The sequence below is a fragment of the Bowmanella pacifica genome, assembly GCF_014645355.1.
GTDB classification, from domain to species: Bacteria; Pseudomonadota; Gammaproteobacteria; order Enterobacterales; family Alteromonadaceae; genus Bowmanella; species Bowmanella pacifica.
In genome coordinates this window covers 239,579-254,699 of the sequence record NZ_BMLS01000003.1, presented here as the reverse complement: position 1 = coordinate 254,699, position 15,121 = coordinate 239,579, and the positions used below count along the sequence as shown (strand labels likewise).

Sequence of the window (15,121 nt, the reverse complement as noted above, 5' to 3'; positions counted from 1 at the left end):
GAATGGGAAGGGCAAATCCTTGGCTTCATTTGACCTAGATTATCTTCCTGCCGGACTGGCTGAAAATCATGAGTTGTTGTAATCACCGGTCTGTGACAATTGAGTGATTTTTGCTCAATCACTTGTATTTTCTGTCTTGCGAACCTAAACCTCCTTATATGAGCATCATAATTGCCATGTCGTCGGATGTGTCGGAATTGCAAAGATGGTAGCGCTCGTGACCTTCTTTGCGTGTAGCCATTGAGCGTCTTCCGTTTGGCAAGGGAAAAAGGAGTTTGTATGTCAGATGATCTGTTTGAATTCACTGATTCCCCCCAGAATAGCCTCTCACCGGGACCGAGTTGGAAGGTGCTGTCGGTGGAAGATAATCCCGAGTATCAGGCATCTTTGCTGTTGGCCCTTGCGCGTTGTCGGGTCATGGATCAGCCTTTGCAAGTGTTAACCGCCGGTTCTGCTATTGAGGCCGCGCCTAAGATAGCTGCCAATCCTGATATTGCTGTCATCTTGCTTGATGTGGTGATGGAAGAGGATGATTCAGGGTTGAGGCTGGTCAGAACCATCCGCGACGTTATTGGCAATTCTGCGGTAAGGATAGTGCTACTCACCGGGCAGCCAGGTATGGCGCCTTGTAAAGACATCATGCTTGATTACGACATCGACGAGTATTGGTGTAAATCTGATCTGGGCAATGACCAACTGCTTGGGGTCGTTGCCAGTAACATCCGGACTTGGGACTACATATCCAGACTAACCAAGGCAAAGCACGGTTTGCAGCTTGTTGTGGATGCCAGCCGCTCATTGAGTGACAAGCGGGACTTGCACAGCTTTGCACTGACGGTACTGGAAGAGATCAGTCGAATTGTTGATATCCAACAGCAGGGCATTTTGTGTGCTGAATGTCGGCGTGAAGAAGGCATTGATCTATGTACTGTCATTGCGTCATCCGACAAATTTAAAGCATCGAAAGGACACCTGATCGCAGAGGTGTTGGACGAGCGACAGATGCAAGCGTTTACGGCAGCCTTACATGAGGGCTGTCATATTTTTGAAGAAAATTTCTCTGTCCTTTACTTCAGCAGTAAAGAGCAAAGCGATAGGGTGTTTCTGACCTTGGTGGACACAGCACAACCGCTAAATGATGAACATATCAACTTACTCAAGGTGTTCAGCGAGAACATTTCCAGTGGCTTTATTAATCTTTTTTTATACAACCGACTAAGCGAAATGTCTTACCAGGACAGCAGATTGGGTATCCATAACCGCAATTGGCTGTGCATGGAGCTTAACAATATGTCGCGAATGGAAAAGGCCGCGATGAAGATCACATTGGCTGAAATTGTCGATTATGCGCATATGGGGATTACCTTTGGTGAGGACTTTTGTGATCAGTTGATGGAGAGTTTATATCACCACCTTCTGGCGCTATATCCCCAGGCCCGCTGCATTTGCCGGTTCAATTCAAATACCCTGGCGATAGTAAGTAAGGCGGAGGAGCATAATGATATGGCAAGCAGGGCCACCGATGAACAGGCATTGATGGTTGCCGGGGTTTCGCATTCTGTGCCTATTACTACAGTAGATTTTTTACTGCAGGACATGAATGACTGGGAGGCAGAGCAAATACTCAGGCTTGCCAAATGTGGGGTGGAACAAGCGAGAAGAAAGCAACTTAGATACGCAAGTTTTGACACCTCCTTGTCTGTTGAAATATCAGACCGTGTGGCATTACTGGACAGATTACGCACCGCCTTGACGGACAACGAACTGTACATTGTTTTACAACCCAAAGTTGCCTTAAAAGACCGCCGGGTGGTGGGGTTCGAAGCGCTGGTCAGGTGGCAAACCAAAGAAGGTCAGCAGTTTTCGCCAGGCGAGTTTATCTCGCTGGCAGAGGCGTCTGGACTTATCGGTCAGTTGGACAGACAGGTGCTTAAACTGACATGCGAAGCAATACATAGGTTAAATGATGAGGGGATATTTTTACCTGTCGCATTTAATGCCTCGCCAACGGAATTGTTGGTGACAGACTATTTTGACAAGCTGATGCAGGTTGTCGACGCATCTCATGTTGATCCCTGTTTATTGGAACTGGAAATTACCGAGACGCAGGCCATGCTCGATTATAAGGAGATTGGGCCGAAGCTGCGGAATATCATGGCATTGGGTATGAAGGTCAGTATTGATGATTTTGGTACCGGGTATTCGTCGTTGTCACATGTGGCGCAACTGGCCGCTACCACCTTAAAGATCGATCGCGCCTTTGTGAGTCGTTTGGGTCACAGCTCTGACGGTGAGCATATCGTCGATATGATCCTGAAGTTGGGAGAACGTTTTGGCTATAGCATTGTTGCGGAAGGCATAGAAACCGAGGAACAATGCCAATACCTGGTCAACAAGGATTGTCATGTAGGGCAGGGGTTCTGGTTCGCCAAACCAATGAAAATCGAGCCCTTGCTACAGTGGTTGAAAGACAAGGCCCTTGCAGCGTCGCAACCAGAACAGACCATGCTATGAAAGGAGCAAAGGCCAGCAATAAGCCGGCTATATATAAGGCAGCGGTTTTGGCTTTTCTGCTATTGGGCGCCGTTTTGATTTTAGCCAGGTTTATTTATAGCGAAATGTTAAATGCCAGGCTGGCTAGCTTAGAGAGTGAGCAGCAACAGTTACTCACCAATGCCATGGTGCATTTTAGTATTCAGGTTGGGGACATACGAAAGCTAACCCGCTTACTGAAAGAAAGTGAAGGGGTGAATGTCGCGCTGGAAAAAGCACCAGTGGATGTGGCGGCATTAACCAGCAAATTTGTCCGCTTTACCAAGAGCTCACCACTTATCTCACAACTTAGGTGGTTGGATGCGATGGGCAATGAAAAAGTGCGTGTTAACGTTGAGCAAAACCAGCCGATCGTCGTTCCACCCAGTATGCTGCAAAACAAAGCGTCTCGTTATTACTTTCAGCAGGGAAGAATGGCTGATGCCGGCAAGGTCTATGTATCCGCCATTGATTTAAACCGAGAGCACGGCGAAATTGTGGTGCCATTTCAACCCACCATTCGTGCCACAATCAGAACCGGGCAGCAAGGCAGTGAGTCAGATGGTTTGCTGGTCATTAACGTCGACCTGACCAGCTTATTCCAACGTGTGGCTGCATTGGCAGGCACTACGCCCTCAGACATTGAATTGCTTAGCCCAGAAGGGTATTGGCTGATGCACCCTGATAAGGACTTGCTATGGGGAGCGGATCTAGGGGAGTGGCAGGTTAATGCGGGGGCGCTGTACCCGTCGGTATGGGACAAGCTGCAACTGAATAACCTCAGCGTTTTTGTTGAGGGTGGCCGGCTGTGGCAATTTCAACGTTTCCCTTTGAATACCATTCAAGCGAATCGGGAAGGAGCCAGTAATTATTTGTACTTTGTGGTGAGCTCGCAGCCAAGTGTTCTGGAAAAACTCCAGTTTATGCCAGCATTACTGAGCCTCTCGCTGGGCGGCGTATTACTGCTAGTGGGCGGCATTGTAATTGCACGGTTGTATCGAACCGACACCGATATTATTCAGCTCAACGATAAATTAACAAAAGAGAAGCAAGAGCTGGCTGATGCATATCAGCAGCTAAACCGTTCGCTGGAACAACAGAAGTTGTTGCAGGATGAATTGGTGGAATCTAAGAAGCTATCGTCATTAGGCATGATGGTGGCCGGAGTCGCCCATGAATTAAACACTCCCAATGGTGGTGCCTTAATGGCGGTAACCAGTTTGAAAGAAGCCCTGCACACACTCAAAGAGCAAGTCAAAAAAGGCTTGAGTAAGGCCGAGTTGGAGCACTTTTTAGCCTATTCAGAACAGGGGATCAGCCTGGCCGAGCGCAACTTACGTAACATGTCTGCCTTAATTCTCAGTTTTAAAAGGTTGGCATTGGATAGATCGGATGAAGAGTTACATGAATTTAGCTTGCTACAACTCACCGAAGACTTATTGCTGACCATGAAGCCAAAGATTAAGAAAACGCGAATTAACCTGCATAACCGGATCAGCCCTTCGCTAGTTATGTATAGCTATCCCGGCTATCTGTCTCAGACCCTGCAAAATCTTATCGACAATGCGATTAATCATGGCTTTTCTCCCGGTCAAACCGGAAATGTCTGGGTGGATGCTAGCATTGAACAAAATGAGATGGTCAGGATCACCGTCAGTGATGATGGAAATGGCATTGATGCTGATATTCGCGACAGGATATTTGACCCTTTTGTTACCAGCGGACGTGGACAAGGACATACTGGCCTGGGTATGCATCTGGTCAATCAATGGGTGACGAAGTTCCTGCGGGGACGCATACAGCTGGATGCTGAACCTGGCAAAGGTACCACCTGGATTCTGACCTTAGTTAAAACAGTGAATCAACAGCAGCAAGCTTCTTAAACTATGAGATTGAAGGCGATGCAAAACAAAAAAACCAATAAAAAAGCCCCGTTTACAGGGGCTTAATTTCAGCGCGATATCAGAGAAATCTCTCCGACTGTCACTTCTTTTAATTAGAAGCGACCACGGCCGTTGGAGTGACCACCAGTTCTTGGCTTAGGTGGACGAGCTTCATTAACTACCAGGGCACGACCGGAAACTTCTTTACCGTTCAGACTCTCGATGGCAGCTTCAGCCTCAGCACGATTTTCGAACTCGACAAAACCAAAGCCCTTAGAGCGATTGGTTTCACGGTCTGTGATGATTTTGGCGGAGCTAACGGCACCGAACGCAGCGAATGCTGCTTCCAAATCAGCGTCTGTCATTTGATATGACAAGTTTCCAACATATAGTTTCATTGCAAGTTTTCTCACGGCTGTTAAGTATCTACGCCATCAAGGGAGCCAACAGCCAGAATCGCCCGATGTCGTGCGGCAAGCAACCATTGCTTACCACCTAGTTCGACTCTAGTGTGAGGCAAACAACTCATAAGAGCAACAAAGATTTACGTAAAATCTGATTATTTACTGTGCAATAAAGACTGGCCATTACGTTTTGTCTGTTCAACCAGAAGATTCGACCTTCGGATTCGGTTATTCGCGCGTTTTGGCATAGATTTCTCCAAGGGTTTGGCGCACGAGCCGGGACGCTGCACTTGGCGCTTAAGATTTGTCGGTTAAGCCTGAGGACATGACATTGTCGAGGTTGTGAACTATATACCATGAAGAGTATGGCGGATTCGTCTGGTACAGCGTATTACGCGTCCTGTGTCGTTCCGGCAATAACAACCCTAGTGATGTCATGCTGAATCATTCTTCCTGTTACCACGCATTCCAACAGTTTATGCACAACTCCTGTGAACCTATGGTGCTGCTAAAACAAGGGTACTTGGTTGCTGCTAATCAGGCTTTATTGGAAGCGCTGGGCTATGAGAATCAACAGCCTCTGCAGTCAATCCCCTTTGATAGGCTTTGCCAACCATTAGACAAAGATAACCCGCATCTTTTTGATACTTATGTGGGGGCTGGGCGAGGGCGTTGTCGTTGCCAGTGGCGCAGTCTAAAGGGGGATTGGCTAAGTGCACAGTGCCATTTCACCAGGCTGACGTTTGCTGATGAAGACTACTTACATGTGAGTTTAGGCTTTCAGGAGCAATTTGGTCCCAGTGCGGCTTTGCAGTTGCAGTTGTATCAGCAGGTCTTTTCGTCATCCAGTGAGTCGGTGTTGATAACGGATAAACAGCAGAAAATCCTGTATGCCAATGCGGCCTTTTGCGAGTTATCCGGCTATTCGGTAAATGAGTTAGTGGGAGAGGATGTTCGTATACTGCGTTCTGATAAACATGATGATGAATTTTTCTTAAATATCAAGCTTCAATTGATGGAAAAAGGTTTTTGGAGCGGAGAACTCTGGGATAAGAATAAGCAAGGGCATGACTTATTGTGCCAGGTTCGCCTCAGCGCTATTGTCGATGAATACCGCCGCCCTTGTTATTTTGTCGGCGTTTATTCGGATGCCGGCTGTCGGGACGGCTCCGTCAGCCATCTTCGGACGCTGGCCTATCATGACGCCTTGACCGGGTTACCCAACCGGGCTTTGCTGATGCAACTCATTCCTCACCAAATCAACCAGTGTCGGCGTGACAGCTCGGGCTTTGGTCTGATGTTTCTCGATTTGGACAGATTCAAGCAAGTGAATGACAGCATGGGGCACGAGGCAGGGGATACTCTGTTGCGATTAGTGGCCGAACGATTTTGCTCGGTGCTTCGAACCAGCGATACGGTAGCTCGATTGGGGGGAGATGAGTTTGTACTCTTGATCAACCATGCCAATGGTTCTCAGGCTGTATCCCGGGTTGCAGAAAAGATCATTCAATGCCTGGAAGAGCCCTTTGCGATAATGGGATTGGCTGTTGAAGTGGGGGCGAGCATTGGGATTAGCCTGTTTCCGCAGAACACCGAGCATGCGGAAGAATTGCTGCATCAGGCGGATATTGCTATGTACCGGGCTAAGAAATCACCTGAATCAGCTTTTGTTTTTTACAGTGAGGACCTCAATCAGGAATTGGTTAACTACAAACAGACCGAACAGCAAATTCGGCAGGGGTTGAAGCGTGGGGAGTTTATTCCTTATTACCAACCCCAGGTCAATAGCCTTACCGGCGAATTTGTTGGGGTGGAATGTTTGGCGCGCTGGCGTCACAGCACAAAGGGTATCATTCCTGCCACGGAGTTTATATCGGTGGCGGAGCGTTCAGGGCTTATACAGGAGGTATTTTTGCAAGTGCTGAGCCAGGCGATTGCCCATATCAGCTTATGGAAGCAGATGTATGATAGGCAAATTCAAGTATCGGTGAATATCTCCGGGCATCAGTTTTGTGATCATCAAAATATCCAACAAATGTCGCAACTGCTCAAAGCGTCAGGTTTGGAGCCAGGTGCGGTGAAAACGGAAATTGCCGAAAGTTCATTGATGGATAATGGCCACTATCTGTTGGAACGACTGGCGTGGGTAAAATCCGCTGGCTTTAGTATTGCTTTGGATGATTTTGGTAGTGGCTATTCGTCCTTGCGTCAGCTTAAAGTGCTGCCGGTAGATACCCTTAAAATTGATCGCTCCTACATGACCAACCTGAATGAAGAGCCCGGCGACAGGGTCATTATCAAGGCGATTATTCAACTGTCTAAAACCTTGGGTATTGGATTGGTGGCCCAGGGCGTTGAATATCAGGAACAGGTGGCATTTTTACAGCAAAACGGCTGTCACATCATGCAGGGCTATCATTTCAGCCGGCCGTTGCCGGCCGCTGAATTTGAACGTCTACTGGCCGCTCAAGTTGGATCTGGCGCCTAGTTTAGGGCGAAATTTATCCACCCACATGGCTGTAGCCCCACAAATGGCCACCGGCATGACTAAAAAGTTAACAATGGGCACCATGGCGAATAATGTGACAGCAAGACCGAAAGAAAATGCCGTGCCTTTTGCTTCACCAAGTTGGTCACGCATCACTGGGAAAGGAACCTTATGATTGTCAAAAGGGTAGTCACAGTATTGGATCGCCATCATCCAGGCAGTAAATAAAAACCAGATTACCTGGCCAAATACAGGTAATAAAAAGAAGATAATTAAAAAGCCCAGTGCACGGGGGATATAGTAGACCAGTTTGGTCCACTCTCTTCCCAACGTACGGGGAACGTCCTTTAGCACTGCTGCAAATCCGCCGTCATCAAATTGTTGGCCGGTTAAATGCTGCTCTACACGTTCAGCTAGTAATCCGTTAAAGGGCGCAGCCAACCAGTTGGCTATACTGGAGAAAATAAACGAAAAGGTGACCAGAATAATCACCACCGCCAGCGGCCATAGTATTACGCTTAGCCAGTCACGCAGCCAGGACAGCCACTCAGGAACCAAATCCATTACCCACAAAATGGCCCCGTCGATTTGCTGCAATAAAAAGTAGAATGCGACGGAAAAGAGTAGCAAGTTGACCATCAAAGGAATGAACACAAAACGTTTCAGTCCTTTGGTCTGGATAAGTTGAAAACCCTGGAAAAAGTAAGCGACACCGCTTTTTGGCTGTTGGCCCTGCATGAATCTCCCGGCAGCTTTTATCTTTGAGATAAGTAGGTTACCGCAAATAGGCAGTGGACAGAATTCCTTAATTGTTACACATCTTTAGTTTTGGTAGAGTCGAACCGCGCCCAAGACGCTACAACAATAATAGGACCCATGCGCTTAAAAAAGATCAAACTGGCCGGATTCAAATCCTTCGTGGATCCAACCAGTATTCCCTTTCCTGATGATATGACAGCCATTGTAGGTCCCAACGGCTGTGGTAAGTCTAATGTGATTGACGCTGTACGTTGGGTGCTGGGCGAGAGCTCGGCTAAGAACCTGCGTGGCGACGCAATGACTGATGTGATATTCAACGGTTCAACGGCCAGAAAACCTGTCTCCCAATGCAGTGTAGAGCTGGTATTTGACAATAGCAGTGGCCGTATTCAGGGCGAGTATGCCAAGTACAATGAGCTGTCGGTTAAGCGTCTGGTAACCCGTGATGGGCAATCCACTTACTTTCTCAACACAGCAAAATGTCGCCGCCGGGATGTGACGGACTTATTTTTAGGTACAGGTTTGGGGCCGCGTAGCTACGCAATTATCGAGCAGGGGATGATCTCCCGCTTAATTGAGTCTAAGCCACAGGAACTGCGTATCTTCATTGAGGAAGCTGCCGGCATTTCTAAATATAAAGAGCGGCGACGGGAGACCGAAACCCGAATTCGCCATTGCCGGGATAATTTAGAACGGCTGAATGATGTAAGAGGGGAACTGGGTCAGCAGTTGGAAAAACTCCAGCGTCAGGCCGCAGCGGCAAAGCGCTATAAAGAACTCAAGGCCAAAGAACGTAAATTTAAGTCAGAGCTGGCGGCACTTCGCTGGCTGAAACACTCCCAACAAATCAGCGAGCTTGAACAGGCTATTGCCGCTAGGGAAAGTGAGATTCAAGAAGTGGTGGCCAGGCAACGTGGTGATGAAAGAGGCATGCTTGGCTATCAGGAAAACGTGGCAGATTACAAACAACAACTATCTGATGTGCAACAGCAGTATTTTCAGGTAGGGAATCAGATCACCCGACTGGAACAAACCCAAATTCATGCGCGCCAGCGTAAGCAGCAAATTGAGCAGGAACTGACTCAACTGCAGGAGACGATACGTCAATTACAGCAAGAGCTGGAGCTGGAGCAACAAAGTCAGCAGCTTATCGATGCCAGCCTGAGTGATTTAGAGCCCGAGCAGGCGCTCTTGGTGGAACAGCAGCATCAGGCGCAGTCTGTGCTGCACGAGGTCGAGCAGCAGTGGCAGGATCAGCAAGATAAGTGGCGGCGACAGGAACAGGATGTATTTGGTCTGAAGCAGCAAGTACAAAGTCGTCAGACACAAATTCAGTCTTTACAAACCTTGTATGAGCGTGAGCAACAGCGTTTAGGCGATATGCATCAGGGGCTTAGAGATTTACAAGAAAGCAGCCTGGCTGTAGACGCGAACCAGCAAGCGCAGCTTCTGCAGGAGCGCAAGGCGGCCCTTGAGCAAGCCACTCAGCATTTGGAAAACAGCCAACAAGCGCGAGATGATGCAGATAGTAAGCTGCAATCTGATAAACAGCGGCAATTGACTTTGGCAGGGCAGCAACAGCATCTGCAGGCAAAGTTGTCGGCCTTATCTGCCATGCAAGCCAGCAGTGGTGGACGGGATGAAGCCGTTCAGGCCTGGTTGACAGCCCAGCCTGCTCAGCCTGTCTCAGCCTGGCAATGGCTTCAGGTGGAAGCCGGATGGGAGAAAGCCCTGGAGACGGTCATGGGCGACTGGCTGGCAGCCAAGGTTATTGAAGAGGGCTGCTACCCGGACATTGACGGTAGCTCCTGGCTGCTGGCCCAATTTATGACTAAAGACAAACCCGAGGGGTCATTAGCTGCCAAAATCACCAGTGAGCGGGTGCCAGATTGGTTAACAAGAGTGCAGATTGCTGACCAAGGGCGCCCGCTGGAGGCGCAACTTGATGCATTAGCCCCTGGATGCAGTTTGATAAATCAGCAGGGACACTGGCTTGGACAAGGATGGGTGAGTATTGGTAGTCATAGCAGCCAACAAGGCATGCTGGATAGAGCCAAAGAAATCCAGCGATTACAGCTGGAGTTGGACGCTCTGATGATAGATGTCGAGCAGCATGAGCAGATACTGTCAGAGGCGCAGCAGGCATTGGTTTTACACAATGACAAAAGGGCAGCGGCAGAGCATGCATACCGCCAGATAGAGCGAGAATGCATAGAGTTGGAGCAGCGACAGCTGGTGTTGACACAACAATGTGAGCAGCAAGCCCAACAACAGCAACGTTTGCAAAGCCAAATCGCATTGCTTGAAGCGCAATTGGATGAAGACCAGATAAAGCAAGAGACACTCGCCGCCGAGCTTGAGGAGTTGCAATTACAACTGGACTCGCAAAGCGATAGTGAGCAGGAAAACCAACGGCAAAGGGACGCGTTGCAACGGCAGTTGTCAGTGCAACGCGCACAAGCCGATGAACTGCGCAACAAAGTGCACCACATGGCGTTGCAGATACAGAGCCTGCAAAGTCGTCAACAAAATGCACAGCATAGTAGCCAGAGGCTGAAGCAATCGTTACAAAGTGCCGAACAGCGCCAGGCGGTGTTGACCGAAGAGCAGATGCAATGGCAATCACCGCTAGAAGAACAGACCGAGCAGCTTCAGGAGTTGCTGGCTCAACGTTTATTGCTGGAGGAGCAGCAAGCCGATTTAACCGTGCAATTGCAAAACGCCCAAGCGGAGCTTGAACAGGTACAAAAGGGACAGCAGGGGATTACTGAGCGGATAGCGCAATTGCGCGAGTTGCAGCAAAGCCTCAGGTTAGAGGCAGAAGGCGCCAGAGTCCGGGCTAACGCGGTACTGGAGCAGTTGCAAGAGATGAATCAGCCTCTCAAACCCCTGTTAGAGACCCTGGATGATGATGCGGATGAACATAGCTGGCAGCAGGAATTAGAAAAGACCCAGGCTTCGGTTTCCAGACTGGGAGCCGTTAACCTGGCTGCAGTAGAAGAATATGATATCCAGGCTGAGCGTAAACAGCATCTGGATGAACAACATGAGGATTTAACCGGCGCGTTGGAAACCCTGGAAGGCGCTATCAGAAAAATTGACAAGGAAACCCGTGGTCGCTTTCGTGATACCTTTGATAAGGTAAACGATGACCTGAAAATGTTGTTTCCTAAAGTATTTGGCGGTGGTTCCGCGTATCTGGAACTTACCGATGATGATCTACTCGAAACAGGGGTAACCATCATGGCACGGCCACCCGGCAAGAAAAATAGTACTATTCATCTGCTTAGCGGTGGAGAAAAAGCCCTGACCGCTTTATCATTGGTGTTTGCTATTTTCAGGCTGAATCCGGCGCCGTTTTGCTTGCTGGATGAAGTGGATGCTCCCTTGGACGACGCGAACGTTGGACGCTTTTGCAAACTCGTGTCGGAAATGTCTAAGACGGTGCAGTTTATTTATATCACTCATAACAAGATTGCGATGGAAATGGCAACCCATCTCACTGGTGTTACTATGGCTGAACCTGGAGTGTCGCGCATGGTTGCAGTGGATGTGGATGAAGCCGTCGCACTTGCGGAATTATAAAAAGATAAGATGGAAGAATTACGTCTGACTTTTCTCGTTTTTGGTGGCCTGGCCATTGCAGCGATCCTGGTTCATGGTTTGTGGACAGTTCGGAAGAAAAACCATAAAAAGCGCCAGGACAAACCCGCTTACTTAGATTATCAGGTGCAAAAGCAGTCTGAAGCGCAGTTTGAGGGAGATTCTGATTTTGCTTCCGATGGCGTTCGCAGTGAACCCCAGATTAAGGATTTTGACGAGCTGGGGTTAGGGCCGGTTAGGGTTGTTAAAACGGCCGAGAAGAAAACCGTCGAACCGGTCAACGAATCTGTTGAGTCCCCTGTGGTTCCTCCTGTTGTGGAGGCCGAGCTACGTACCCAAGACAAACGTGATGACAAGCGCGAAGAACCTCGCGATGCTGCGCCTTTGCCTGAGCCGCCGGCGTCTTTACTACGCAAAGACGGGGCTGCAACGCAAACTACTGCACAGCCACAGCCACAGCCACAGCCACAGCCACAGCCACAGCCACAGCCACAGCCACAGCCAGAATCAAAGCAGGAGCCAATGCCTTTGCAAGAGCCAATGCTTCAGCCTCAGACCCGGCAGGAGCCTGTGCTGGATACAGTGTCTGAAGTCCAGTCAAAAGAACAGCAGGATACCCCTGTAGAGGCTGAGCAACCCCAAGCGCCGGTGCAGCGACCAGGCTTGGCTGAGCAGGCCCGCAACTTAGTGCTGGGCAAAAAGAATGAAGCGCCTAAACGCCGTGAACCGCAGATGCGTAATAACAAAGTGCGTGAAGATCAGATGCGTATCGACTTTGAAGATGAGCCGGCTATGGAAGCGAAACCTGACGCCGCGCCAGCGCAGCCTGCTAAGCCGGTTAATCAGGAAGTGCTGGTACTGAACATCAAATCGCCGGATAACAAACCCATCTCTGGCGCCAGTTTGCTGCCGGCTTTGCTGACGCTGGGGTTTAAATTTGGTGACCAGGATATCTTCCATCGCCATGTAAACAGCAATGGCAAAGGGCCTGTGCTATTTAGTCTGGCGAATATGTTTAAGCCCGGTGTGTTTGATGTTGATAATCTGGAAACTTTCTCTACCCAGGGGTTGTCGCTGTTTATGATTCTACCTATCGAAGGCGACCCGCATCAGGTATTTAATATGATGCACAATGCGGCCCGAAAACTGGCTGACGAATTTGGTGCGCAAGTGCTGGACGGCCGCAGAGCTGTGTTAACTAAGCAAAGTTTGCAGCAATATGTAGAGAAAATTCGTGAATTCGAGAGAAAACGCATGATTAGGAAAGCGAACTGATCCCAGTGTTCGTTTTTGGCTTTTAACCTGTAGTGCCGTCTTAGGATGTTCCCATGCAGGTTTATGGTGGTAGACCACCGTTCATCGCGTACTAAGCCTGTGTCGATAGCACGGGCTTGATGCTTCCTGAGATCCTGTGGTGAGAGACAATGCACAACCCAGTTACTCAACGCCTGGCTGAACTTCGGGCAACCCTAAACGATTACAACTACCAATACTATGTACTGGACGATCCTAGCGTACCCGACGCCGAATACGACCGGGTTATGCAGGAGCTCAAAGCCCTGGAGCAACAACATCCAGATTTGATTACGCCGGACTCTCCCAGCCAGAAGGTGGGTGGACAACCCATAGCCGCTTTTGGTGAAGTGCAACATGAAGTACCAATGTTGTCGCTGGACAATGCGTTTGACAACGAAGAGTTTCAAGCCTTTGTTAAACGTGCAGGGGATCGTCTCAAGCGCCCGTTAAATTCCGGCTTTTGCTGTGAGCCCAAGCTCGATGGTCTGGCGGTAAGTGTGCTGTATGAAAACGGTCAGTTAGTCAGGGGAGCCACCCGAGGTGACGGCCGTACCGGTGAGAACATCACGGCTAATGTTAAAACTATCGGCAATTTGCCGCTGGCCCTAAGAGGCGAGGGCTACCCCGCCCGTTTCGAGGTTCGTGGCGAGGTATTTATGCGTCGTGACGGTTTTGAAAAGCTTAATCAAACCCAGGCTGAGCAGGGAAAGAAGCTGTTTGCTAATCCTCGCAATGCGGCGGCAGGGAGCTTGCGGCAGCTAGATTCTCGCATCACCGCTTCCAGGCCGCTGACATTTTATGCTTATTCGGTCGGTCTGGTCGAGGACGAGGTGGAAGAGCTGGCCGATACCCACTATGGCCGTTTACAGCAGTTAAAGGCATGGGGCTTGCCACTGTGCCCTGAGGTCAGGTTGGTTAAAGATAGTCAGGCCTGCGGCGACTTTTACCAGCAGATATTGCAAAAGCGCGATGCGTTGGCATACGAGATTGATGGTGTTGTGATCAAAATTGACGATCTTGGTATTCAACAAGAGTTGGGTTTTGTAGCAAGAGCACCACGCTGGGCCATTGCCTGGAAGTTTCCAGCTCAGGAAGAAATGACCGAACTGCTGGATGTGGAATTTCAGGTGGGCCGAACCGGTGCCATTACGCCGGTGGCCAGATTAAAGCCTGTGTTTGTCGGTGGGGTAACGGTTTCCAACGCGACCTTACATAATCAGGACGAGATTCAACGGCTTGGGATTAAGATTGGCGATACCGTTATTATTCGCCGCGCGGGTGATGTGATCCCGCAGGTGGTGTCAGTGGTGCAGGCTAAACGCCCCGAGAATGCCCGCGATATCCAGTTTCCAGAACATTGTCCAATTTGTGACTCTCAGGTAGAAAAACTGGAATCTGAAGCGGTGGCACGTTGTACCGGCGGTCTGGTATGTGCTGCGCAGCGCAAAGAAGCACTTAAACATTTTGCCTCACGTAAAGCGCTGGATGTGGACGGATTAGGTGACAAGCTGATTGAACAATTGGTTGACCAGGATTGGATCCATACGCCGGCTGACTTATTCCGTCTTGATTTGGCGAAGCTTTCCTCATTGGAGCGAATGGGTGAAAAATCTGCCGCCAATCTGGTCAATGCCCTGGAGCAGGCCAAACAGACTACCTTGCCCCGATTTTTATATTCGCTGGGGATCCGTGAAGTGGGTGAGGCAACCGCAGCCAACCTGGCACAGCATTTTCTAAACTTACCTGCTTTACGTCAGGCCAGTCTGGAAGCACTGCAACTTGTCCCCGATGTGGGGGAAGTGGTGGCGACCCATATCGTCAATTTTTTTGCCGAGCCGCACAATCAACAGGTAGTTGATGACTTAATTAAGGTTGGTGTCAGTTGGCCGGATATCCAAGTTAAAGCGGCCGCTGAGTTACCCCTGGACGGTCAGACGTTTGTCATTACTGGCACGCTTTCGGCTATGGACAGAAACGATGCTAAAGCCAGGCTACAGTCGTTGGGGGCTAAAGTGGCAGGCAGTGTATCGGCTAAAACTCATTGTTTGGTCGCGGGTGAAAAAGCCGGCTCTAAGCTGGCTAAAGCTAATGAACTTGGCGTCAGAGTCATGAATGAAGAAGAGATGTTGGCACTGTTTGCCCAGCACAATGTTTAA

The 15,121-nt window shown here is 49.4% G+C and carries 8 protein-coding genes; 6 read left to right on the top strand and 2 right to left on the bottom strand.

Annotated elements, in window-relative coordinates:
- The first annotated feature begins 279 nt into the window (after window positions 1-279).
- Complete coding sequence (locus IEX02_RS11120; protein WP_188694769.1) at window positions 280-2,514, top strand: EAL domain-containing response regulator; 2,235 nt, start codon at window positions 280-282, stop codon at window positions 2,512-2,514.
- The gene (locus IEX02_RS11115) at window positions 2,511-4,415 is read left to right on the top strand and encodes a sensor histidine kinase (protein ID WP_188694767.1); all 1,905 of its coding nucleotides are present in this window, start codon (window positions 2,511-2,513) and stop codon (window positions 4,413-4,415) included. Before IEX02_RS11120 ends, IEX02_RS11115 begins: the two co-directional genes overlap by 4 nt.
- Before the next feature lie 113 nt (window positions 4,416-4,528).
- Here IEX02_RS11115 and rbp read toward each other — a convergent pair whose 3' ends face one another.
- Window positions 4,529-4,813: an RNA-binding regulator gene (gene rbp / locus IEX02_RS11110; protein ID WP_188694764.1), complete on the bottom strand. Its 285-nt coding sequence runs from the start codon at window positions 4,811-4,813 to the stop codon at window positions 4,529-4,531.
- Between the two features lie 442 nt (window positions 4,814-5,255).
- Between rbp and IEX02_RS11105 the strand changes: the two genes are divergently transcribed.
- Window positions 5,256-7,307: a putative bifunctional diguanylate cyclase/phosphodiesterase gene (locus tag IEX02_RS11105; RefSeq protein ID WP_188694762.1), complete on the top strand. Its 2,052-nt coding sequence runs from the start codon at window positions 5,256-5,258 to the stop codon at window positions 7,305-7,307.
- On the opposite strand, the gene cysZ is transcribed toward IEX02_RS11105, so the two are convergent.
- Complete coding sequence (gene cysZ, locus IEX02_RS11100; protein WP_188694759.1) at window positions 7,275-8,045, bottom strand: sulfate transporter CysZ; 771 nt, start codon at window positions 8,043-8,045, stop codon at window positions 7,275-7,277. The genes IEX02_RS11105 and cysZ overlap by 33 nt on opposite strands.
- A gap of 138 nt (window positions 8,046-8,183) precedes the next feature.
- On the opposite strand from cysZ, the gene smc reads away from it, so the two are divergent.
- The 3 genes from smc to ligA all read left to right on the top strand — a co-directional run bounded on the left by smc (window position 8,184) and on the right by ligA (window position 15,121).
- Window positions 8,184-11,651, top strand: coding sequence for a chromosome segregation protein SMC (smc, locus tag IEX02_RS11095; RefSeq protein ID WP_188694757.1), 3,468 nt, complete (start codon window positions 8,184-8,186; stop codon window positions 11,649-11,651).
- Window positions 11,652-11,660: 9 nt separating this feature from the next.
- Window positions 11,661-12,944, top strand: a complete 1,284-nt coding sequence (gene zipA, locus IEX02_RS11090; protein ID WP_188694755.1) for a cell division protein ZipA — start codon at window positions 11,661-11,663, stop codon at window positions 12,942-12,944.
- Between the two features lie 149 nt (window positions 12,945-13,093).
- Entirely contained in the window at window positions 13,094-15,121 is a 2,028-nt protein-coding gene (ligA, locus tag IEX02_RS11085) for an NAD-dependent DNA ligase LigA (RefSeq protein WP_188694753.1), read from the top strand.

What these genes read in the sequence shown, in the direction of transcription:
- IEX02_RS11120 (WP_188694769.1), top strand. Translation starts at nt 280, where the DNA reads ATGTCAGATGATCTGTTTGAATTCACTGATTCCCCCCAGAATAGCCTC.
- IEX02_RS11115 (WP_188694767.1), top strand. Translation starts at nt 2,511, where the DNA reads ATGAAAGGAGCAAAGGCCAGCAATAAGCCGGCTATATATAAGGCAGCG.
- rbp (WP_188694764.1), bottom strand. Translation starts at nt 4,813, where the DNA reads ATGAAACTATATGTTGGAAACTTGTCATATCAAATGACAGACGCTGAT.
- IEX02_RS11105 (WP_188694762.1), top strand. Translation starts at nt 5,256, where the DNA reads ATGCTGAATCATTCTTCCTGTTACCACGCATTCCAACAGTTTATGCAC.
- cysZ (WP_188694759.1), bottom strand. Translation starts at nt 8,045, where the DNA reads ATGCAGGGCCAACAGCCAAAAAGCGGTGTCGCTTACTTTTTCCAGGGT.
- smc (WP_188694757.1), top strand. Translation starts at nt 8,184, where the DNA reads ATGCGCTTAAAAAAGATCAAACTGGCCGGATTCAAATCCTTCGTGGAT.
- zipA (WP_188694755.1), top strand. Translation starts at nt 11,661, where the DNA reads ATGGAAGAATTACGTCTGACTTTTCTCGTTTTTGGTGGCCTGGCCATT.
- ligA (WP_188694753.1), top strand. Translation starts at nt 13,094, where the DNA reads ATGCACAACCCAGTTACTCAACGCCTGGCTGAACTTCGGGCAACCCTA.